This is a genomic window from Bradyrhizobium sp. USDA 3397, from assembly GCF_054060965.1.
This window is the reverse complement of record NZ_JBSSDS010000001.1, coordinates 7,184,550-7,202,955: the sequence shown is the minus strand read 5'-3', so window position 1 is coordinate 7,202,955 and position 18,406 is coordinate 7,184,550. Positions and strand designations below refer to the sequence as shown.

Below are 18,406 nucleotides of genomic sequence, written 5' to 3'. Positions count from 1 at the left end.
TCGTTTGCACTACAGGCCCTGCCGCTGCCATGATGGCGAGGTTCGGCATCTTCGTCTACGATCCCTCTGAATCACTGTTCGGGAGCACCGGAATGCAAACCATTGGCCTGATCGGCGGCATGAGCTGGGAGAGCACCGCGCTTTACTACAAGCTCATCAACGAGCGGGTCCGCGACCGCATCGGCAAGCTGCATTCGGCCCCGCTTCTGATGTATTCCTACGATTTCGAGGAGATCAAGCAGATGCAATATGCCGGCCGCTGGCAGGAGGCGGCGGCGAGCCTGGCGGAGGTCGCGCGGCTGCTCGAAAGTGCCGGCGCGCGGGCGATCGTGTTGTGCACGAACACAATGCACAAACTGGCGCCCGAGATCATATCCAGCGTGAGCGTTCCGTTCATCCACATCGGCGATGCGACGGCCGAGCGGATCCGGGGCAAGGGATATCGGCGGGTCGGGTTGCTCGGCACCAAGTTCACGATGGAGGAAGACTTCTACATCGACCGGTTGCGCGCGCACGGTCTCGACGTCATGGTCCCTCCCGCGGACGAGCGCGCCGAGGTGAACCGCATCATCTACGACGAGCTGTGCCTCGGGAACGTCGCCGCGCCCTCGCGCCAGCGCTATCAGGAGGTGATGGCGGCGCTCGTCGCCGGCGGCGCCGAGTGCATCATCCTCGGCTGCACCGAGATCACCATGCTGGTCGGCCCGGACGACACCTCGGTCGAGACGTTCGACACCACCGCCATTCACGCGGAAACGGCCGCCGATTTCGCCATCGGGTGAATCGATCTCGTCAATTTCAGCCCCGCTATCCTCACCCGCTTCGCTTCTGCCGCGCGCTCGCCAGCAGCACCAGCATGAATGAGGCCGCCGTCATCAAGGTCGAGATCGCGGCGATGGTCGGATCGATCTCGTCGCGCAGCGCGGTGAACATGCGCTTGGTCAACGGCTGATACTGGCCACCGGAAATGAACAGCGCGACGATGGTCTCGTCCATCGCCGAGATGAAGGCGAAGATTCCGCCCGCAACCACGCTGGACTTGATCTGCGGCAGCGTCACCGCGAAGAAGCTGCGCAGGCGGTTCATGCCGAGGCTGCGCGCCACCATCTCCTGCGCGGGATCGAAACTCTGCAGGCCCGCGAGCACCGAGATGACGACATAGGGCAGGCCCAGCATCACGTTGGCCAGCACGAGGCCGGGCATGGTCGCGACCAGACCGACCTTGGCATAGACGAAGAAGATGCCGACGGCGGTGATGATGATAGGCACCACCAGCGGCAACAGCAGCGCCAAGTGGATCAGCCTCATGATGCGTAGCTTCGACTGGCTGATGGCATAGGCGGCGGCCACCCCGAACGGGGTCGCGATCACGACGGTGAGGAGGGCGACCGTCAACGTCACCTGCGTCGCCTGCATCCAGGCGGGATTTGAGAAATATTGCTGGTACCAGCGCAGCGAAAAGGACGGCGGCGGAAAGGTCAGAAAGCGCGCGCTGGAGAACGAGATCGGCGCGATGATCAGAACGGGGAGGATCAGATAGATCAGCACCAGCGCGCTGATCACGTAGAGGGCAATCCGTGCAGGCGAAGCGCGCATCATTTCTGCCCCAACACGCGGTCGAGCGAGATGAAGCGACTTACAATGAAGAAGATCACGAGCACACTGATGAGCAGCACGACGGCGACCGCGCTGGCCGCGCCGAACTGGTTGTAGAGCTCGACATTGCGGCTCACCAGCATCGACACCATCACGGTGCGGCCGCCGCCGAGCAGCTCCGGCGTGATGTAGAAGCCGAGGCAGAGCACGAACACCATGGTGCAGCCCGCGAGCACACCCGGCAGCGACAGCGGCAGGAACACGCGGAAAAACGTCAGCGACGGGCTCGCACCCAAGCTGGCGCCGGCCTGCATGAGATCGTTCGGTATCTTCTGCATGGTGGCGTAGAGCGGCAGCACCATGAAGGGCAGCAGGATGTGCACGGTCGCAACCACCGTGCCAAAGGTGTTGTGGACCAGCGCGAGCGGCTCGGAGATCACGTCCAGGTAGCGCAGGAACTGGTTGATCACGCCAGTGCGCTGCAGCAGCGCCAGCCAGGCATAGGCGCGGACCAGCACGCTGGTCCAGAACGGCAGCACGACCAGCGAGAGGATGAGGATGCTCCACCCTTTCGGCACCGAATTGGCGAGGTAGGCCACGGGATAGCCGAGCAGCAGCGCGATTGCCGTGACCGCGAGGCTGATCTCGAAGGTCAGCGCAAAGCTGCGCCAGTAGACGTCTTCGGTGAAGACGCGGCGATAATTCTCCAGTGTGAAGCCGTCATGGTAGATCGACTGCCAGGCCAGCCAGCCGACCGGCAGCACGATCAGAGCCAGGATCACCAGCAGCGCCGGTGACACCAGTGCCAGCATCAGGCCGTGCTCACGGCGCTGATGCTTTTGGGAGGGATCTGGCACTGAAGTCGTCAACGCTGCCTCGCTCACTTCTGCATGAAGGACGCCCAGCGCTTCTCGGCGGCTTCGCCGGCCGGCGAGGACCACCAGGCGTAGGACATCAGCGCCTGCTTGGCGGCGTTGGCCGGCTCGCTCGGCAATTGCGCGGCGCGCTCGGGCTTGATCACGCCTGTCTCGAACGCCTTGGGGTTACCCGGACCATAGTCGATGTGCAGTGGCAGATTGGCCTGGTGCACGGGATCAACGGCCTCGTTGAGGAATTTCACCGCGGTGGCGAGATTCGGCGCGCCCTTGAGGATGCAGAGCGATGTGCTCTGCAGGATGCCTTGGTTGTAGGTAAAGGTGACCTTCGCGCCTTCCTTGGCGACCGCGGTGACGCGACCGTTCCAGGCCATCTCCATGTCGACCTCGCCGTCATTGAGCAACTGCGCCGACTGCGCGCCCGAGGTCCACCACACCGTGATGTGCGGCTTGATCTCTTCCAGCTTCTTGAAGGCGCGGTCGACGTCGAGCGGATAGAGCTTGTCGGGCGCGACGCCATCGGCCATCAGCGCCGCCTCTAACGTTGCAAACGGATGGTTGCGCAGCGCGCGGCGGCCGGGGAATTTCTTCACGTCCCAGAAATCGGCCCAGCTGTTCGGCGCGTCCTTCGGGAATTTCTTCTGGCTGTAGGCAAGTACGCTCGAATAGAACTCGTAGGACACTGAATAGGGGCTGCGATAGGCCTCCGGCATCGCCGCGCCGTTTGGAATCTTCGAGAAGTCGAGCTTCTCCATCAGCCCCTGCTCGCCGCCGCGCAGGCAGTTGCCGGTCGGGGTGTCGACGACGTCCCAGATCGGCTTGCCGCTGCCGACCTGCGTCTTGATCGCGGGCCAGGCGTCCGGAATGGAGTCCTGGTTGATGGTGATGCCGAGCTTCTTGGCGGAGGGATCGAGGATCGCCACAGTCTGCGCCTGCTGATAGGCGCCGCCCTGCGAGACGAAGGTGATCTGCTCGGCGGCATCAGCCGCGCTGGTCAATCCGATTGCGCCCAGCAGCGCGCAGCCCAGTCCAAACTTCTGCTTCATCGTCATCCTCGCCTCCTCCAAATAGATCTCACCGACCGATCGCATCGAGAAACTGGTACCATCCGGCGACCATGCGCACGGCGGGCTCCCGCAGCGGATAGAATGGAATCGCCTTCATGCGTCGTGCGTCGAGCAGGCCGACGTCGGGCGTCTCGCCGCGCGCGAAGGCGGCGAGATAGCGGCCCATCAGGCTCGACATCGCAACTCCGGCGCCGTTGTAGCCGACCGAGAAGAGCGTGCGGTCGTCGAGCCGTCCGATATGCGGGACCGAGTCCAGCGTCATCGCAACCAGCCCTGACCATTTGTATGCGAGCGGGACATCGGCGAGATCGGGGAAGATGCCGACCATCGCCTTGCGCAAGGCGTCGAACGCGGCTTGCGAATCCTGCTTGCCGAAGGCGCCGCGGCCGCCGAAGATGACGCGGTTGTCGACCATGCGGAACCAGCGCATCATGCGCTTGGTCTCGGTGTAGGTGCGCCCGGTCGGCATCAGTTTTCCCGCGAGATTGCCGGGGAGCCGCTCGGTTGCGACCATGGCGCTGCGGAACGGAATCAGCGTGCGCTGCAGATGCACTGTGGCGCCGGTCAGATCCGAATAGCTGTTGGTGGCGATGATCGCCTGTTTTGCACGCACCGCGCCTTGCGGCGTCTCGGCGACGATGCCGCCGTTCTCGTGCCGGAGCTTGACGACCGGCGACTGCGCAAAAATCGGAACGCCGCGGCTTGCAACGCCGTTTGCGAGGCCGCGCAGATAGTTCAACGGATGTATCCCGCCCGAACCGGGATTGAGCACGCCGCCGACAAAGATGTCGGAGCCGGTCTCCTCGCGCACGCCGTTCCTGTCGAGGATGCGGACCGCGCCGGAGCCCATTTCGCGCGTCATCCAGTTGGCTTCGTCGATCGCAGCCTTCAGCGTCGTCTCGTTATGCGCGGCCTTGACCTGGCCGGTGCGCGTCAAATTCGCACTGGTGATGCCGAATTCGGACACCAGTTCCTCGACCATGTCGGTCGATTCATGCGCGATCTCGTACATGCGCCGTGCCATGGCGCGCCCGTGCGCGGCATCGATCTCGCGAAACGACAGGCGGAACTTTGCCGTGATCACCCCGCCATTGCGCCCACTCGCGCCCCAGCCGGGGCGGTTCGCTTCGAGCACGACGGGGCTGAGCCCGCTCTTGGCGATGTGGTGCGCGGCGGAGAGGCCGGTGTAGCCGGCGCCGATGATCACCACATCCGCCTTTTGCTCGCCCGACAGCACGGGAAACGCGCGCGCCGGCTCCGCCGTGGCTTCCCACAGTGAATTGACCGATGGCAGCGCGCGCCAGTCCCGTGTCATGCCACAGCTCTCCGTTACGCCGCCGGCCCGATGGCCGCGTCGGCAAGCGCCTTCAACGTCGGATAATGGAAGTCCGGCTTGGTCAGCGTCTCCACCGCCGGCGTGCCGCCGAAGCCGGCGATGCCCTGGCGACGCTCGATCCAGCACACCTTGTAGCCGAGCTTCCGCGCGATCCCGATGTCATGATACTGGCTCTGCGCGACGTGCAGGATGTCGGACTGCTTGTAGCCGAAGGCCGACTGGCGGCCCTTGTTGTAGGCGAAGAATTCCGGGTTCGGTTTTGCAACGCCGGTGTCGTCGGCGCAGACGGTGTCATCGAAGGGATTACCGAGCGCATGCGCGTAGCACGACAGCGCCACGCGGTCGGCATTGGTCATCGCCACCAGGCGGAACTTCGTGCGCAGGCGCTTCAGCGCCTCGACCGAGTCCGAGAACGGCCCCCAGCGCAGCACGGCAAGCTGGAAGACGTCACAGGAGGCATCGTCCGCCGGCAGCCCGAGCTCGTTGGCGAGATAGCGGTAGACGTAGAACATCACCTCGCTCGAACGCTCGTAATGCTTATCGCGCCCGCGCTTGTAGGATTCGAAGATCTGGTCATCACTGAGCTCGGCCGCCTTCTTGCCTCCGATCTTGCGGACCGCTTCAAGCACGCCGGTCTCGAAATCGATCAGGGTGCCGACGACGTCGAAGGTGAGCACCTTGAAATTGCTGAACGCGGCTTGTGTCGACATATCAGTTTCTTCTCTCGGGTTGGATGAGGCTTCAGTTTCAGTCCCGCACCCTGGGCACGACAATGGTGTCCTCGGGGTGGAGCGTGACGGTAAGGCTGCCGCCGAGCGGCGGGATGCGGTGATAGGCCTGGTGATAGCTCGGCTGGCGCAGGCTGAGTGCGATGCCATCGGCGAGCGCGAGGAAAACGCGCAGACTCTCGCCCTGATAGACGATGTCGGTGACGGTCCCGGTCAGCCGGTTACAGGCGGCATCCTGCGCGCCATCATCGATCAGCAGCTTCTCGCTGTGCACGGCCAGCATCAGGGCATCGCCATCGGGAATGGCGCGTGCGCTGCGCAGCAAGGCATTGCCGAGCGCAACGCTGGAGCCATCGACGCGGCGGACCGGCAGCATCGTGGCTTCGCCAATGAAGCTGGCGACGAAGGAATCGACGGGATGGTCATGCAGCCGCGCCGGCTCGTCGATCTGGACCAACCGACCGTCCTTCATGACGGCGACGCGGTCGCTCATGGTCAGCGCCTCGCGCTGGTCATGGGTGACATAGATGATGGTCGCGCCGATGCGCTTGTGCAACGCGCGCAGCTCGATCTGCATGGATTCGCGGAGCTGCTTGTCGAGCGCCGAGAGCGGCTCGTCCATCAGGATCAGGCGCGGCTCGAAGATCATGGCGCGCGCCAACGCCACGCGCTGGCGCTGACCGCCGGAGAGCTGCGCGATGCCGCGCTCTTCATAGCCGGCAAGCCCGACCATGCTGAGCGCTGCGCGCACCTTGTCCGGCCAGATGGATTTCGGCAGGCGTCGCGCGCGCAAGGGAAAGGCGACGTTCTCGCCGACGCTCATGTGCGGAAACAGCGCGTAGTTCTGGAACACCACGCCGATGTCGCGCTTGTGCGGCGGCATGTAGGTGACGTCACGGCCTCCGAATAGAATCGTGCCTGAGGTCGGCAGGATGAAGCCGCCCAAAATGCCGAGCAGCGTGGTCTTGCCGGAGCCGGACGGGCCAAGCAGTGAGACGAATTCACCGGCGCTGACATTGAGCGAAACGTCATCGAGGGCGCGAACGGCGCCATAGGCCTTGCTGGCGGACCTGATCTCGACGCTTTCCGCTCGCTTGTCCAACGATCGACCTCGCGATGTCCCTCAGCCGGCGTGCCTCACTGCGCGCCATAAGCCTGCTTTATAGACAGGGATTTGGAGCACTCACGGCCGAAGCGTGCGCTGCACCAAATCCTCGCTCTAAGGGCCTGTCTTTAGGCTGTCATGCTCATGACACCAGACTTGGCAAAATCCGGCAATTGCCAAATTCTCACCGCGCCCATAACATGACGTTATGCCAGAGCTCCGTCGCATGCTGCCGTCCGGCAACGCCCTGTTCGTCTTCGACGCGGCGGCGCGCAATGGCAGCTTCACGGCTGCGGCCGCCGAGCTGAACGTCACGCAGCCGGCGGTGAGCCGCATGCTCGGCCAGTTCGAGGAGCATCTCGGCGTCCGCCTGTTCGATCGCAAGGCGGGCCGCGCGGTGCTCACCGAGGAAGGCGAGCTGCTCTATCGCCGCGTGCTCGAAGGCTTCCGCAGCATCGAGAGCGGGCTCGTCGAGATCGAGCGGCGCCGCAAGGGCACCGAGACGGTGACGCTGTCGGTCTCCTCCGCCTTCACCACGCACTGGCTAATGCCGCGCATCGACAAGCTGCAGAAGCAGTTTCCGCAAGTCGATCTGCGTTTCCAGTTGATTTCCGGCGCGCTGCGCGGACCGGTGGAGAATGTCGATCTCGGCATGCGCTTCCGTGACCGCGACGAGCCGCCCTCCGGCGGCACGCTGGTGATGAAGGAAGTGATGCTGCCGATGTGCAGCCCCGGCTATCTCGGCGAGACCGATCCCGCCGAGGGCAACACCATCATCCGCCTCGCCGAGACACCGGGCGACTGGGCTGCGGATTACGCTTCCCTCCTCACCGGCCGCCGCGGCGCGGCCAAGGCGCTGAGCTTTACCGACTATGCCGTCGTGGTGCAGGCCGCGCTGCTCGGCCAGGGCATCGCGCTCGGCTGGCTGACGGTCGCCTCGCACTGGCTGCTCACCGGCGCGCTGGTGCCGGCCTCCGACCGGCTCACCACCACGCGCCGCATCTGCGAATTCCTGCCGCCGCGCAACCGCCCGATGCGCCCGATCGCCGCCGAGATCCGCGACTGGATCATCGCGCAGATGAAAAGCGAGATCGCCGCGATCGACCGGCTCTATCCGAAGCTCGGCGCCATGGCGGCGTGCTATTGAGCCTGGAGCGAGCTTCACAAGAAGCCGTCATGCCCGGGCTTGTCCCGGGCATCCACGTTCGCCGTGCCACGTGGTAAGGCGTGGATGGCCGGGACAAGCCCGGCCATGACGCTGTGGAGGCGTCGCCCCCCTCCCTCCACGTCATTGCGAGCGTAGCGAAGCAATCCAGAGTCTTTCCGCGGAGGGATTCTGGGTTGCTTCGCTGCGCTCGCAATGACGACGTGGATAGAGTTGTGGCTCTACCGATGCTCGATCGCCCTGATGGCACCGCGCAACTCTGCGAGGCCGCGCAGGCGGCCGATCGCGGTGTAGCCGGGATTGGTGCGCTTGGTGGCGGCGAGATCGTCGAGCATGCGGTGGCCGTGGTCGGGACGGAACACGATTCGCTTGTCCGGTGCGCGCCGTGCGTTCTCCTTTAGCAGCGCCTTGAGCACCGCGATCATGTCGACGTCACCGTCGAGATGGTCGGACTCGTAGAACGACAGGCCGTCCGCCTCGCGCTTGGTCGCGCGCAGATGGGCGAACGCGATGCGCGGGCCGAAACGCTCGGCCATATCAGGCAGATTGTTCTCCGCGCGCACGCCGAGCGAGCCGGTGCAGAAGCAGATGCCGTTGGCCTTGGACGGCACGGCATCGAACAGCGCCTGATAATCGTCGGCCGACGAGGCGATGCGCGGCAGGCCGAACAGCGGCCGCGGCGGATCGTCCGGGTGCAGCGTCAAGGAGACACCGAGCTGCTCGGCCACCGGCGTCACGCGCGCGAGGAATTCCGCGAGATGCCGCCTCAGGATCTCAGGCGTGATGTCGCGATAGGTCTCCAGCCGGTCGCGGAATTGCGGGATGGTCATCGGCTCGGTGGTCGAACCCGGCAGCGCGCTGGCGATCACCATGACGAGATAGTCGATATCCGCCTGGCTCATCTGCTCGAACAGCTTTTTCGCGCGCGCCTGCTGCTCGGGGCTATACTCCTGCGCGGCCGCCGGGCGCTTCAGGATGTGCAGTTCAAATGCCGCAAAGCGGTCCTGGTCGAAGCGCATGGCACGGGCACCGTTCGGCAGCTCCCATTCCAGATCGGTGCGGCACCAGTCCACCACGGGCATGAAGTTGTAGCAGATGATCTTGATGCCGCTGGCCGCCACCTCCTCCAGGCTCGCAATCCACGCCTCGATCGACTTGGTCGCTTTTCCGCCGAGGCGCTTGACGTCGTCGGGGATCGGAATCGATTCCACCACCGACCAGGTCAGCTGCGAGCGGCCGGGCTGGCCATTCTCGATAAAATTCTTGCGCTCCTCGACCGCCTTGCGCGTCCAGGCCTCCCCGATCGGCACCTGATGCAGCGCCGAGACGATCTGGCTCGCCCCGGCCTGCCTGACGTCATCGAGCGAGACCGGATCATCCGGCCCGTACCAGCGCCATCCCTCCAGCATCATGTGCTGCCTCCCAAAACGTTTTCGAGCGAAGCGGGTACCGGTTCGCGTGAAGAAAACGCGTCAAAACAAAAGTCAGTTCGCGGTCAGCACGACCTTGACGCTCTGCGAGCGGTCCAGCGCCAGCCGCAGCGCATCAGGCGCGGTCGAGAGCGGCCGCTCGGCGGTGACCAACGACAACACGTCGACGCTGCCGTTGCCGATCAGTTCCACCGCATTCATGAACTCGAAGCCGAAGCGGAACGAGCCGCGCAGGTCGATTTCCTTGGCCATCACCGCATTCGACGGCGTCGGGATCTGGCCGCCCGGCAGATTGCCGATCTGCACCACGACGCCGCCGCGCCTGACGATCTGAATCGCGCTCGCAAGGCCCGCAGCCGTGCCCGAGACCTCGAAGGCGACGTCATAGGGGCGCAACGCGGCCTGCGCCTTCAGCCCTTCCTCGCCGGCCGAGACATTCTCGACATGGGAGGCGCCGAGCTTGGTCGCAAAAGCCAGCGGCGCCGGCGCGATGTCGGCCACGGTGATGTCGGCCATGCCGGCGCGGTGCGCCGCGAGCATGGTCAGAAGCCCGATCGGGCCGGCGCCGAAGATGATGCCGCGCTTGCCCTCGATCTTGCCGGCGCGCGCGACCGCGTGCAGGCACACCGCGAGCGGCTCGGCCAGCGCCGCGGCCTGGTACGAGACGTGGTCCGGGATCTTCACGCACTGCGCCGGGATCGCATCGAAATAATTGGCGAAGCCGCCTTGCATGTGCGGCGTCTTCGAGGCCGATCCCATGAAATAGATGTTCTCGCACAAGTTCGGCCGGCCTTCGCGGCAGGCGACGCAATGGCCGCACCAGCGCGACGGGTTGACGGCGACGCGGTCGCCGACCTTCAGGTTCGCAGCGGCACCGGAGATCTCCACGACCTCGCCCGAGATCTCGTGTCCCAGCACCAGCGGCGACTTCACCACGAAGTCTCCGGTGCGGGCATGACGGAAATAGTGCATGTCCGAGCCGCAGATGCCGCCGGCGCCGAAGCGGATGCGCACCATGCCGTCAGCGAGCTTGTCGAGCGGATGCTCGATCATGCGCAGGTCTTCGGGGCCGAACAGGGTCGCGGCGAGAGCGGTCGAGGTCATTTGGAGAGTCCCATGTATTTTGGCAGCCAGAGGGTCAGTTCGGGAATGAAGGTGATCGCGATCAGCGCCAGCATCAGCGGAACCAGCCAGGGCAGGATCGCCACCGTCGTTCGCTCGACGGAGAGCTTCGCCACGCGGGCGAGCACGAACAGCACCATGCCGAGCGGCGGATGCAACAGGCCGATCATCAGGTTCAGCGTCATGATCAGGCCGAAATGAATGGGGTCGATGCCGAGCTTGAGCACGATCGGCAGCAGGATCGGCACAAGAATGGTGATCGCCGCCGTGGTGTCGATGAAGCATCCCACGAACAGGATCAGCACGTTGGCGAGCGCCAGGAACACCCATTTGTTCTGGGTGATGCTGAGCATCCAGTCCGACAGCATCTGCGCCGCCTGCGACACCGTCAGCAGCCAGGCGAAGATCGAGGCCGCGGTGACGATGAACAGCACCGAGGCCGTGGTCTCAATGGTGTCGAAGGTCGCCTTGGCGACGGTCTGGAACGTCATGGTGCGGTAGCGCACGAGGCCGAGGAACAGCGACCAGATCACCGCGGCAACCGCAGCTTCCGTCGGCGTGAACCAGCCGAGCGTCATGCCGCCGATCAGGATCACCGGCGCCATCAGCGCCATCACCGCCGAGAAATCGAAATACCAGTCGATCAGGAGCAGCGTGCCGAGGCCGATGACGACGGCCGTGTTGACTGAGAGACCGGCGAGGACCATCAGCCAGATCGCCATCGGGAATGACAGCACGATCAGGATCTCGAGGCCGGCCGAGCCGAGCTGCGGCCAGGAGAACGGCGTGTCGCTGCCCCATTTGTTCTTGTGCGCGAAATAGGTGACGGTCACCATCATGAACAGCGTCAGCACGACGCCGGGAATGACGCCGCCCAGGAACAGCGCGCCGATCGAGACGTTCGCCATCATGCCGTAGATCACGAAGGGCAGCGACGGCGGGATGATCGGCCCGAGCGTTGCCGAGGCCGCGGTGACGCCGACCGAGAACTCGGTGGAGTAGCCGTGGTCCTTCATCGCCTTGATCTCGATGGTGCCGAGACCGGCGGCATCCGCAATCGCGGTGCCGGACATGCCGGAGAAGATCACCGAGCCGATGATGTTGACGTGGCCGAGGCCGCCGCGCATCCACCCCACCAGCGCAACCGCGAATTTGTAGATGCGGCCGGTAACGCCGGCGATGTTCATGAGATTGCCGGCCAGGATGAAGAACGGCACGGCGAGCAGCGGGAAGCTCTCGACGCCGGCGATCATGCGCTGCGCCAGCGTGACATCTGGCGTCACGCCGCTGACCAGGATGTAGAGCAGCGACGACACCGCCATGGCGATCGCCACGGGAACGCCGAGCAGCATGAGAACGAGAAAGCCTCCGAGCAACAGCAGCATGGTTTTATCCTTCCGATCCGTCGTAGGCACCGGGACGTTCGAGGACCGAGTAACCCTGCCGCCAGTTCTGGATTGCCACCTGCACGGAGCGTGCGAGCATCAGCACGAACCCGAGCAACACGGCGTAATAGACATAGTCCTTGGGAAGATTGATGGTGGTCATCTGCTCGTCGCCGATGATCCTGATGTAGACCCAGACCAGCTTGATGGCGTAGCCGAAGAAGGCGATCCGGATCAGGTCGATCGCGGTCGACAGCACGCGCCCTACGGCATGCGGCAGGTAGCGATAGACGAGGTCGACCTGGATATGCCGCGACAGCCGTACGCACATCGACGAGCCGATGAAGACCACGCCGATCAGGCAATAGGTCGCGATCTCCTCGGTCCAGGCGTAGCTGTCGTTGAGCACGTAACGGGTGAAGAACTGCAGGAAGACGGCGAGCGCCATCACCCAGAAAATCGCCAGCGCCACCCAGTCCTCGAAGGCGTAGACGCCGAGATCGACCTTCGGCGTCGCCTCCTCCTCGAAGGTGTGCGCGATCTCGTCCGCGGTGATCTGCCGGTGGATTTCGGCGGTGGACATGTTACCTCTCTCCAAATCGTCGTTCCGGGGCGACGCGTCAGCGTCGAACCCGGAATGACGTCTTTGTTCTACTGTCTCACGCTTGCTCCGCTCCTCATCCTGAGGAGCTTGCGAAGCAAGCGTCTCGAAGGATGCCCCCGGGCGACGCCTGGGCTTTCATGGTTCGAGACGCGCTTCGCGCTCCTCACCATGAGGGTCTTATGGCGGGGCAAGCGGCGGTCACTTCACCGCCTGGATCTTCTCCCAGTCGGCCTTGCGGTACCCGAACGTCTCGAACGCGACGTTCTTCAGCACGGTGTCGCGGAACTCGTTCTTGTCAACCTCGGTCACGGTCAGCCCCTTGTCCTTGAAGAAGGCGACCAGCTTGGCCTCGTTCTGCTTGATCTCTCCGGTGGCCTTGGCAGCGGCCTCCTGCGCCACATCGGTGAAGATCTTCTTGTCCTCGTCGCTGAGCTTCTTCCACAGCGCGCCGGCGATCACCGTGTTGAGGTGGTCGACGATGTGGCCGGTCAGCACGATGTGCTTCTGCACCTCGTAGAACTTCTTGGCCTCGATCGTCGTCAGCGGATTTTCCTGCGCCTCGACGGTACCGTTCTGGAGCGCGAGATAGACCTCGGCGAAGGCGATCGGCGCGGTGTTGGCGCCGCAGGCGCGCGGCATTGCGAGGTAGGCCGGAACGTCGGGCACGCGGATCTTCAGGCCCTTCATGTCCGCGCAGGTCTTGATCGGCTTGTTGGACGAGGTCTGGCGCACGCCGTAATAGGTCACCGCGACGATGTGGTGGCCGCTCTTGTCCTCATAGCCCTTGGCGAGCTCCTTGAAGATGTCGCTCTTGGTGTAGGCGAGCAGATGATCGGCATCGCGGAAGGTGTAGGGATAATAGGTCACGCCGATCGGCGCGAAGCTCTTGGCCGCGAAGCTCGATCCGGAGATGATGATGTCGACCGAGCCGAGCGAGAGGCCCTGGTTGATGTCGGTCTCCTTGCCGAGCTGAGAGGCCGGATAGACCTCAATCGCATAGCGGCCGTTGGTGCGCTTGCCGATCTCCTGCGCGGCCCAGACCGAGGCGGTGTGGAACGGCTCCGAGGGCTCGTAGACATGGGCCCATTTGAGCTTGGTCTGCGCCATGCTGGCGCTGGTCGCTGCCAACAGCGTGGCGGCGGACATCACTGCTGCAATCGTCATCTTCTTCAACATCGACTTTTCCTCCATCGTTCAAGTCTGCTTCTTGTTTGCCCGCCCCGAACCGGAACGGACCGCCCAATTTCATGGCCTCCGCGCGCCACCGCTCTTGGCCCGTTTCTTCGATGGTCGTTTTGATTTCGCCGGCTGAACCCCGGACGGCGCCGCCCGCTTCTGTGCAGCCGGCGCCCCTGCTGATGTCTCGGCACCAAAATTCTGTGCAAAGCGTTCCTGCGAATGCGCGAGGTGATCGCGCATGGCGTCATGGGCCGTCAGCGGCCGGCGCGCAGCGATGGCGTCACGCACGGCCCGGTGCTCGTCGAGCGCGGTTCGCCACGTGGTGGGGTTCTCGAAATAATGCGCTAGCTGCGCGAAATAGGGATTGAGGCGCTGGTCGAACAACTCGCCGACAACCCGCACCAGCACGGCATTGCCGAGACATCCTGCCACGGCGATATGGAAGGCGCGGTCATGAACCATCGAGGCTTCGCCAGGATGGTCGACATTCTCCATCGCGACGAGCGCGGCGTCGATGCGGTCGATGTCATCTTTGGTCGCCACGCGCGCGGCTTGCTCTGCGATGGCGCTTTCGAGGAATTCGCGGGCACGCAGCAGCTCGAACGGGCCTTCTATGACCGCTGATGGCGCCGGCGCGGCGATTGCGGCGGGCTCGATCACATAGATGCCGGATCCGACGCGGATGCGCAGGCGGCCCTCGACCTCGAGCGCAATCAAGGCTTCGCGCACGGTGGGCCTCGACACCTTGAGCTGCTCGGCGAGCTCGCGTTCGGTCGGCAAGCGGCTGCCGACCGCGTACTCGCCGCTGTCGATCAGGCTTCGCAATTGATCGGCGACCTGGCGATAGAGCCGTCTCGCCTCCACAGCTTCCAGCGGCACGCTGGCCCTCCCGAAAAGGTCTCGCGCGGCGCCTTCGGCGCCCGCGGCCCGCCAATTCTGGAAAATTGGTCTTACCAATTGACCGGAGCATTGACCTGATACGGACGCCATGTCAAGCAGCGGCAAAGCAAAGGGAAGACGTCCATGCGCCAGAGCTCGATGCGCCTTGATTCCACTTGCCTTGGTCGCGCCAATCTCGACCGGCTGGCACCTGCCATCCGCCGTCCGGCCTATGACCGTTCGCGCGTCACGCCCGGCATCGTGCATCTCGGCCTCGGGGCGTTTCATCGTGCCCATCAGGCGGTGGTCATCGACGATTGCCTTGCTAGTGGCAGCATGTCCTGGGGCATCATCGGCGCGAGCCTGCGCAGCCCGGAGACGCGCGACGCCCTCGCCCCGCAGGACCATCTCTACACCGTCGCCGTGCGTTCCGCCGAAGGTACCGAGCACCGCGTGATCGGCGCCCTGCTCGACAGCGTCGTCGCGCGCGAGAAGCCGGCAGCCCTGGTCGAGCGGATGGCCGATCCCGCCATCCGCATCGTCTCGCTCACGGTGACCGAGAAGGGCTATTGCCACACGCCGCAGACCGGCGATCTCGACGAGCGGCATCCTGATGTCGTGCATGATCTGAACAATTTCGATGCGCCGCGCTCGGCGCCGGGCTTCATCGTCGCCGCGCTGGCACGGCGGCGGGCGCAGGGTCTTTCGCCCTTCACCGTGCTGTGCTGCGACAACCTCGCCGCCAACGGCCACACCGTGCAGCGGATCGTCACGCAGTTCGCCGCGCTGCGTTCTAGGGAACTCGGCAAGTGGATCGCCGACACGGTTGCGTTCCCCTCGACCATGGTCGACCGCATCGTGCCGGAGACGACGGATGCCGACCGCGATGCGGTCGCATCCGCGCTGGGCATGCGCGACGCCTGGCCTGTCATGACCGAGCCGTTCACGCAATGGGTGGTCGAGGACCGCTTCACCGCGGGCCGGCCGGACCTTGCCGCAGCGGGCGTCGAACTCGTCGGCGACGTCAAGCCGTTCGAGCTGATGAAGCTGCGGCTCCTCAACGCCAGCCATTCCGCGCTGGCCTATCTCGGCTATCTCTCCGGCTACGAGACCATCGCCGACACGATGCAGGATCCGCATTTTGCGCGCCTTGCCGCCCAGGTCATGGAAGAGGCCGCGGTGACGCTGACGATGCCCACGGGGACGGATCTCGCAGCCTATCGCGCCTCGCTGCTCAAGCGCTTCGCCAATCCGGCGCTGCACCACCGCACTTGGCAGATCGCCATGGACGGCTCGCAAAAACTGCCGCAGCGGCTGCTCGGCGCAATGCAGGATCGCCTTGCGAAAGGCCTGCCGATCGCAACGCATGCGCTCGCGGTCGCCGCCTGGATGCGCTACGTCAGCGGCGTCGACGAGCAGGGACGGCCGATCGACGTGCGCGACCCGCTCGCCGCCGAGTTCGCCGCGCTGGCGCGCGAGGCGGGACCCGTTGCCGAGCGCCTCGCGCCGGCACTGCTCGGGGTGGCGAAGGTGTTCGGGCCGCTCGGCGCCGAGCCGCGCCTGCGCGAGGCCGTTACCGCGGCGCTCGGCCGCCTTTATGCCGACGGCGCGCGGCGGGCCGTGGCAACGCACGTTTCGGCGTGACCACGACGTGGGCAGCATCATGAATGCTGCACTGCGGCCAAAGTCGACGGAAAGTCGCGCTTGATTTTTGCCTGTCCTTGCCCCACCCGAGAGCGATGGGAAACGACACTAAGGTCATCGCCGCCAACGCGGCCTTTTACGCGGCGTTCTCGACCGGCGACTTCGCCGGCATGGAACGGATGTGGGCGGACGACGACGGCATCTCCTGCATCCATCCCGGCTGGCCGGCCATCATCGGCCGCGCCACAGTGATCGGAAGCTGGCGCGACATCCTGCAAAACCCGCAGCGGCCGCAGATCGTCTGCGCCGAGCCGCAGGCCATCGTCGACGGCGACAGCGCCCGCGTGCTCTGCATCGAGATCGTCGACGGCACCGCGTTGGCTGCGGCGAACCATTTTCGCCGCGTCGGCGACGACTGGCGCCTGGTGCATCATCAGTCCAGCCCAATCGCGCAGATTGTCGAGCAGGCTGAGGACGATAGAACAAGTCACCGCGTCCACTGAGCACGGCGATCACGGCGCCGTGATCTACTGTGCATGGGGTTGTTCTTCAGCTTTGTTTAGCGGTCCGAAAGTTCCGACAGATCGTCGAGCACGAAATGCGCGCCGGTGAAGTCATCGTCGCCTCCGAAGAACGTGCTGCGGGTGATCAGAACCGGGATGCCCGCGCGCGAGGCCGCGATCAGGCCGTTGGCGGAATCCTCAATCGCAACGCAATCGGATGCCTCGAGCTTCAGCCGCGCCAGGATCTCGAGATAGACGTCCGGTGCCGGCTTCTTGTGCCTGACGTCGTCGCCGGCGACGATCGCATCGAAATCCGCGGCCCAGCGTTTGCCCAGCGCCTGCGACAGCAGCGCATCGATATTGCCGTGCGATGTGGTGGTCGCAATCGCAAGCCGCTGGCCCCTCGCCTTCGCGGCCCTGAGCAAATCCGTCACGCCCGGCCGTAAGGAGCAGCGGCCGTTCTCGACCAATTCGGCATAATGCGCGGTCTTGATGCGGTGGAGCTCTGCGATGTCAATGTCCGACAAGGGCGGAGCGGTCAGTAGCCCGTTGTGGTAGGCGCGCATGCGTTCCTTGCCGCCCGTCACCCGCAGCAGGTCCTTGTAGACGGCGCGGTCCCACTGCCAGTCGAGCCCGTGGCGGGCGAAGGCAAGGTTGAAGGCCTGCCGATGCAGCTCCTCGGTTTCGGCCAGGGTGCCGTCAACGTCGAAGATCAGCGCGGCCGCGCGCCGGATCAGATCGGCGGCGTCCGCTGGCGACTGAACCAACCCTTCGGTCTGCATGATCGATGCCTCCCTTCCGGCGCTGCGTAAAGCGAGCATCGGCCGAGCCGGAGGGCGAGACAAATCGCAATATCTTTTGCCGGACCCAAAAATCTCTTATGAGCGAACGGGGCGCGACGCGCGAACGGGAACTTTCGACCTGCACGGGAGACGCATGCGGCTCTTCATCCTCGGCCTCGGCTACAGCGCGCGGCATTTCGTCCGCAAGCACGGCGACAGCTTCTCGCATGTCGCCGGCACCGTGCGCAATCCCGCGCAGCGGGATGACCTTGCCGGGATCGAGGTGCATCCGTTTTCCGGCAGCCTTCCGTCGCCCGAGACGGTTGAACGGGTTCGCGACGCCGACGTCCTCCTGGTGTCGATCCCGCCCGGCAGCACGAGCGATCCCGCGATCGCGGCGTTTGGCGGCGTTCTGCAGGGAAGCCGCCGCAAGGTCGTCTATCTCTCCACCATCGGGGTGTACGGTGATCACGGTGGAGCGTGGGTCGACGAGAGCACGCCGCCGCAGGCCATCCTCGACCGCACGCGGATGCGGATCGCGGCGGAGCAGGCCTGGACGGATGCGACGGGCGGCGATGCCGCGATCCTGCGGCTTGCCGGCATCTACGGTCCCGGCCGCAACGCGCTGTCGACGCTGCGCGCGGGAACGGCGAGGCGCATCATCAAGCCGGGACAGGTGTTCAACCGCATCCACGTCGATGACATCGCGAGCGCGATCATGGCCGCTATTCATCACCAAGGCGGCGGCGTTTGGAACGTCTGCGACGACGAGCCGGCGCCGCCGCAGGACGTGATCGGCTATGCCGCGCAGCTGATGGGCGTGGCGCCGCCGCCGGAAGAAGCGTTCGCCACCGCCGAGATGTCGCCGATGGCGCGCAGCTTCTATGCCAGCAGCGCCCGCGTCTCCAACGAGAAACTGAAGCGCGAGCTCGGCGTCACGCTGGCCTGCCCCACCTATCGGCACGGCCTCGACGCTCTCTGGCGCGCAGGCGAAGGACGTTAGGGT

Annotated in this window: 18 protein-coding genes; 5 read left to right on the top strand and 13 right to left on the bottom strand. The window is 65.0% G+C overall.

The window, feature by feature from the left end:
• Positions 1–92 precede the first annotated feature (92 nt).
• Positions 93–782 carry an aspartate/glutamate racemase family protein gene (locus tag ACVWYQ_RS33435; RefSeq protein ID WP_456726980.1) on the top strand — a complete coding sequence of 230 codons (690 nt, stop codon included), beginning with the start codon at positions 93–95 and terminating at the stop codon, positions 780–782.
• A gap of 31 nt (positions 783–813) precedes the next feature.
• Here ACVWYQ_RS33435 and ACVWYQ_RS33430 read toward each other — a convergent pair whose 3' ends face one another.
• From ACVWYQ_RS33430 to ACVWYQ_RS33405, 6 genes are all read right to left on the bottom strand, one after another.
• Entirely contained in the window at positions 814–1,599 is a 786-nt protein-coding gene (locus ACVWYQ_RS33430; protein ID WP_036042384.1) for an ABC transporter permease, read from the bottom strand.
• Positions 1,596–2,408, bottom strand: a complete 813-nt coding sequence (locus ACVWYQ_RS33425) for an ABC transporter permease (RefSeq protein ID WP_456727233.1) — start codon at positions 2,406–2,408, stop codon at positions 1,596–1,598. The genes ACVWYQ_RS33430 and ACVWYQ_RS33425 overlap by 4 nt, the downstream gene beginning before the upstream one ends.
• Positions 2,409–2,476: 68 nt before the next feature.
• The gene (locus tag ACVWYQ_RS33420) at positions 2,477–3,523 is read right to left on the bottom strand and encodes an ABC transporter substrate-binding protein (protein WP_456726979.1); all 1,047 of its coding nucleotides are present in this window, start codon (positions 3,521–3,523) and stop codon (positions 2,477–2,479) included.
• A 22-nt stretch (positions 3,524–3,545) separates the two neighbouring features.
• Positions 3,546–4,853, bottom strand: a complete 1,308-nt coding sequence (locus ACVWYQ_RS33415; RefSeq protein ID WP_275497093.1) for an NAD(P)/FAD-dependent oxidoreductase — start codon at positions 4,851–4,853, stop codon at positions 3,546–3,548.
• Positions 4,854–4,867: 14 nt separating this feature from the next.
• Positions 4,868–5,584, bottom strand: coding sequence for an HAD family hydrolase (locus ACVWYQ_RS33410; protein ID WP_157281848.1), 717 nt, complete (start codon positions 5,582–5,584; stop codon positions 4,868–4,870).
• A 37-nt stretch (positions 5,585–5,621) separates the two neighbouring features.
• Positions 5,622–6,704, bottom strand: coding sequence for an ABC transporter ATP-binding protein (locus ACVWYQ_RS33405; RefSeq protein ID WP_271542072.1), 1,083 nt, complete (start codon positions 6,702–6,704; stop codon positions 5,622–5,624).
• Positions 6,705–6,915: 211 nt separating this feature from the next.
• On the opposite strand from ACVWYQ_RS33405, the gene ACVWYQ_RS33400 reads away from it, so the two are divergent.
• A complete protein-coding gene (locus ACVWYQ_RS33400) occupies positions 6,916–7,854 on the top strand; it encodes a LysR family transcriptional regulator (protein WP_157281852.1) in 939 nt (312 codons plus the stop codon).
• 239 nt (positions 7,855–8,093) lie between these two features.
• On the opposite strand, the gene uxuA is transcribed toward ACVWYQ_RS33400, so the two are convergent.
• The 6 genes from uxuA to ACVWYQ_RS33370 all read right to left on the bottom strand — a co-directional run bounded on the left by uxuA (position 8,094) and on the right by ACVWYQ_RS33370 (position 14,471).
• Complete coding sequence (gene uxuA / locus ACVWYQ_RS33395; RefSeq protein ID WP_456727232.1) at positions 8,094–9,281, bottom strand: mannonate dehydratase; 1,188 nt, start codon at positions 9,279–9,281, stop codon at positions 8,094–8,096.
• Between the two features lie 75 nt (positions 9,282–9,356).
• Positions 9,357–10,406 carry an L-idonate 5-dehydrogenase gene (locus ACVWYQ_RS33390; protein ID WP_456726978.1) on the bottom strand — a complete coding sequence of 350 codons (1,050 nt, stop codon included), beginning with the start codon at positions 10,404–10,406 and terminating at the stop codon, positions 9,357–9,359.
• Complete coding sequence (locus tag ACVWYQ_RS33385; RefSeq protein ID WP_036042393.1) at positions 10,403–11,809, bottom strand: TRAP transporter large permease; 1,407 nt, start codon at positions 11,807–11,809, stop codon at positions 10,403–10,405. The genes ACVWYQ_RS33390 and ACVWYQ_RS33385 overlap by 4 nt, the downstream gene beginning before the upstream one ends.
• A gap of 4 nt (positions 11,810–11,813) precedes the next feature.
• On the bottom strand, positions 11,814–12,392 hold the full coding sequence (locus ACVWYQ_RS33380) for a TRAP transporter small permease (protein WP_271542074.1): 579 nt from the start codon (positions 12,390–12,392) through the stop codon (positions 11,814–11,816).
• A gap of 219 nt (positions 12,393–12,611) precedes the next feature.
• Entirely contained in the window at positions 12,612–13,577 is a 966-nt protein-coding gene (locus tag ACVWYQ_RS33375; protein ID WP_404546305.1) for a sialic acid TRAP transporter substrate-binding protein SiaP, read from the bottom strand.
• An 81-nt stretch (positions 13,578–13,658) separates the two neighbouring features.
• Positions 13,659–14,471, bottom strand: coding sequence for a FadR/GntR family transcriptional regulator (locus ACVWYQ_RS33370; protein WP_404543225.1), 813 nt, complete (start codon positions 14,469–14,471; stop codon positions 13,659–13,661).
• A 159-nt stretch (positions 14,472–14,630) separates the two neighbouring features.
• Here ACVWYQ_RS33370 and ACVWYQ_RS33365 point away from each other — a divergent pair, with 159 nt between their 5' ends.
• Together ACVWYQ_RS33365 and ACVWYQ_RS33360 are read left to right on the top strand one after the other, a co-directional pair.
• Positions 14,631–16,115 carry a mannitol dehydrogenase family protein gene (locus ACVWYQ_RS33365; RefSeq protein WP_456727231.1) on the top strand — a complete coding sequence of 495 codons (1,485 nt, stop codon included), beginning with the start codon at positions 14,631–14,633 and terminating at the stop codon, positions 16,113–16,115.
• A 95-nt stretch (positions 16,116–16,210) separates the two neighbouring features.
• Positions 16,211–16,618, top strand: coding sequence for a nuclear transport factor 2 family protein (locus ACVWYQ_RS33360; protein WP_157281862.1), 408 nt, complete (start codon positions 16,211–16,213; stop codon positions 16,616–16,618).
• Between the two features lie 56 nt (positions 16,619–16,674).
• On the opposite strand, the gene ACVWYQ_RS33355 is transcribed toward ACVWYQ_RS33360, so the two are convergent.
• Positions 16,675–17,400 (bottom strand): HAD family hydrolase, encoded by a 726-nt coding sequence (locus ACVWYQ_RS33355; RefSeq protein WP_456726977.1) that lies wholly within the window; start codon positions 17,398–17,400, stop codon positions 16,675–16,677.
• A gap of 154 nt (positions 17,401–17,554) precedes the next feature.
• Here ACVWYQ_RS33355 and ACVWYQ_RS33350 point away from each other — a divergent pair, with 154 nt between their 5' ends.
• Positions 17,555–18,403, top strand: a complete 849-nt coding sequence (locus tag ACVWYQ_RS33350; protein ID WP_456726976.1) for an SDR family oxidoreductase — start codon at positions 17,555–17,557, stop codon at positions 18,401–18,403.
• Positions 18,404–18,406: the final 3 nt, after the last annotated feature.

Excerpts from the sequence above, each read along its gene's own strand:
- ACVWYQ_RS33410 (WP_157281848.1), bottom strand. The coding sequence starts at position 5,584 with ATGTCGACACAAGCCGCGTTCAGCAATTTCAAGGTGCTCACCTTCGAC.
- ACVWYQ_RS33415 (WP_275497093.1), bottom strand. The coding sequence starts at position 4,853 with ATGACACGGGACTGGCGCGCGCTGCCATCGGTCAATTCACTGTGGGAA.
- ACVWYQ_RS33380 (WP_271542074.1), bottom strand. The coding sequence starts at position 12,392 with ATGTCCACCGCCGAAATCCACCGGCAGATCACCGCGGACGAGATCGCG.
- ACVWYQ_RS33400 (WP_157281852.1), top strand. The coding sequence starts at position 6,916 with ATGCCAGAGCTCCGTCGCATGCTGCCGTCCGGCAACGCCCTGTTCGTC.
- ACVWYQ_RS33360 (WP_157281862.1), top strand. The coding sequence starts at position 16,211 with ATGGGAAACGACACTAAGGTCATCGCCGCCAACGCGGCCTTTTACGCG.
- ACVWYQ_RS33365 (WP_456727231.1), top strand. The coding sequence starts at position 14,631 with ATGCGCCTTGATTCCACTTGCCTTGGTCGCGCCAATCTCGACCGGCTG.
- ACVWYQ_RS33385 (WP_036042393.1), bottom strand. The coding sequence starts at position 11,809 with ATGCTGCTGTTGCTCGGAGGCTTTCTCGTTCTCATGCTGCTCGGCGTT.
- ACVWYQ_RS33430 (WP_036042384.1), bottom strand. The coding sequence starts at position 1,599 with ATGATGCGCGCTTCGCCTGCACGGATTGCCCTCTACGTGATCAGCGCG.
- uxuA (WP_456727232.1), bottom strand. The coding sequence starts at position 9,281 with ATGCTGGAGGGATGGCGCTGGTACGGGCCGGATGATCCGGTCTCGCTC.
- ACVWYQ_RS33350 (WP_456726976.1), top strand. The coding sequence starts at position 17,555 with ATGCGGCTCTTCATCCTCGGCCTCGGCTACAGCGCGCGGCATTTCGTC.
- ACVWYQ_RS33355 (WP_456726977.1), bottom strand. The coding sequence starts at position 17,400 with ATGCAGACCGAAGGGTTGGTTCAGTCGCCAGCGGACGCCGCCGATCTG.
- ACVWYQ_RS33435 (WP_456726980.1), top strand. The coding sequence starts at position 93 with ATGCAAACCATTGGCCTGATCGGCGGCATGAGCTGGGAGAGCACCGCG.
- ACVWYQ_RS33375 (WP_404546305.1), bottom strand. The coding sequence starts at position 13,577 with ATGACGATTGCAGCAGTGATGTCCGCCGCCACGCTGTTGGCAGCGACC.
- ACVWYQ_RS33390 (WP_456726978.1), bottom strand. The coding sequence starts at position 10,406 with ATGACCTCGACCGCTCTCGCCGCGACCCTGTTCGGCCCCGAAGACCTG.
- ACVWYQ_RS33420 (WP_456726979.1), bottom strand. The coding sequence starts at position 3,523 with ATGACGATGAAGCAGAAGTTTGGACTGGGCTGCGCGCTGCTGGGCGCA.
- ACVWYQ_RS33425 (WP_456727233.1), bottom strand. The coding sequence starts at position 2,408 with ATGCTGGCACTGGTGTCACCGGCGCTGCTGGTGATCCTGGCTCTGATC.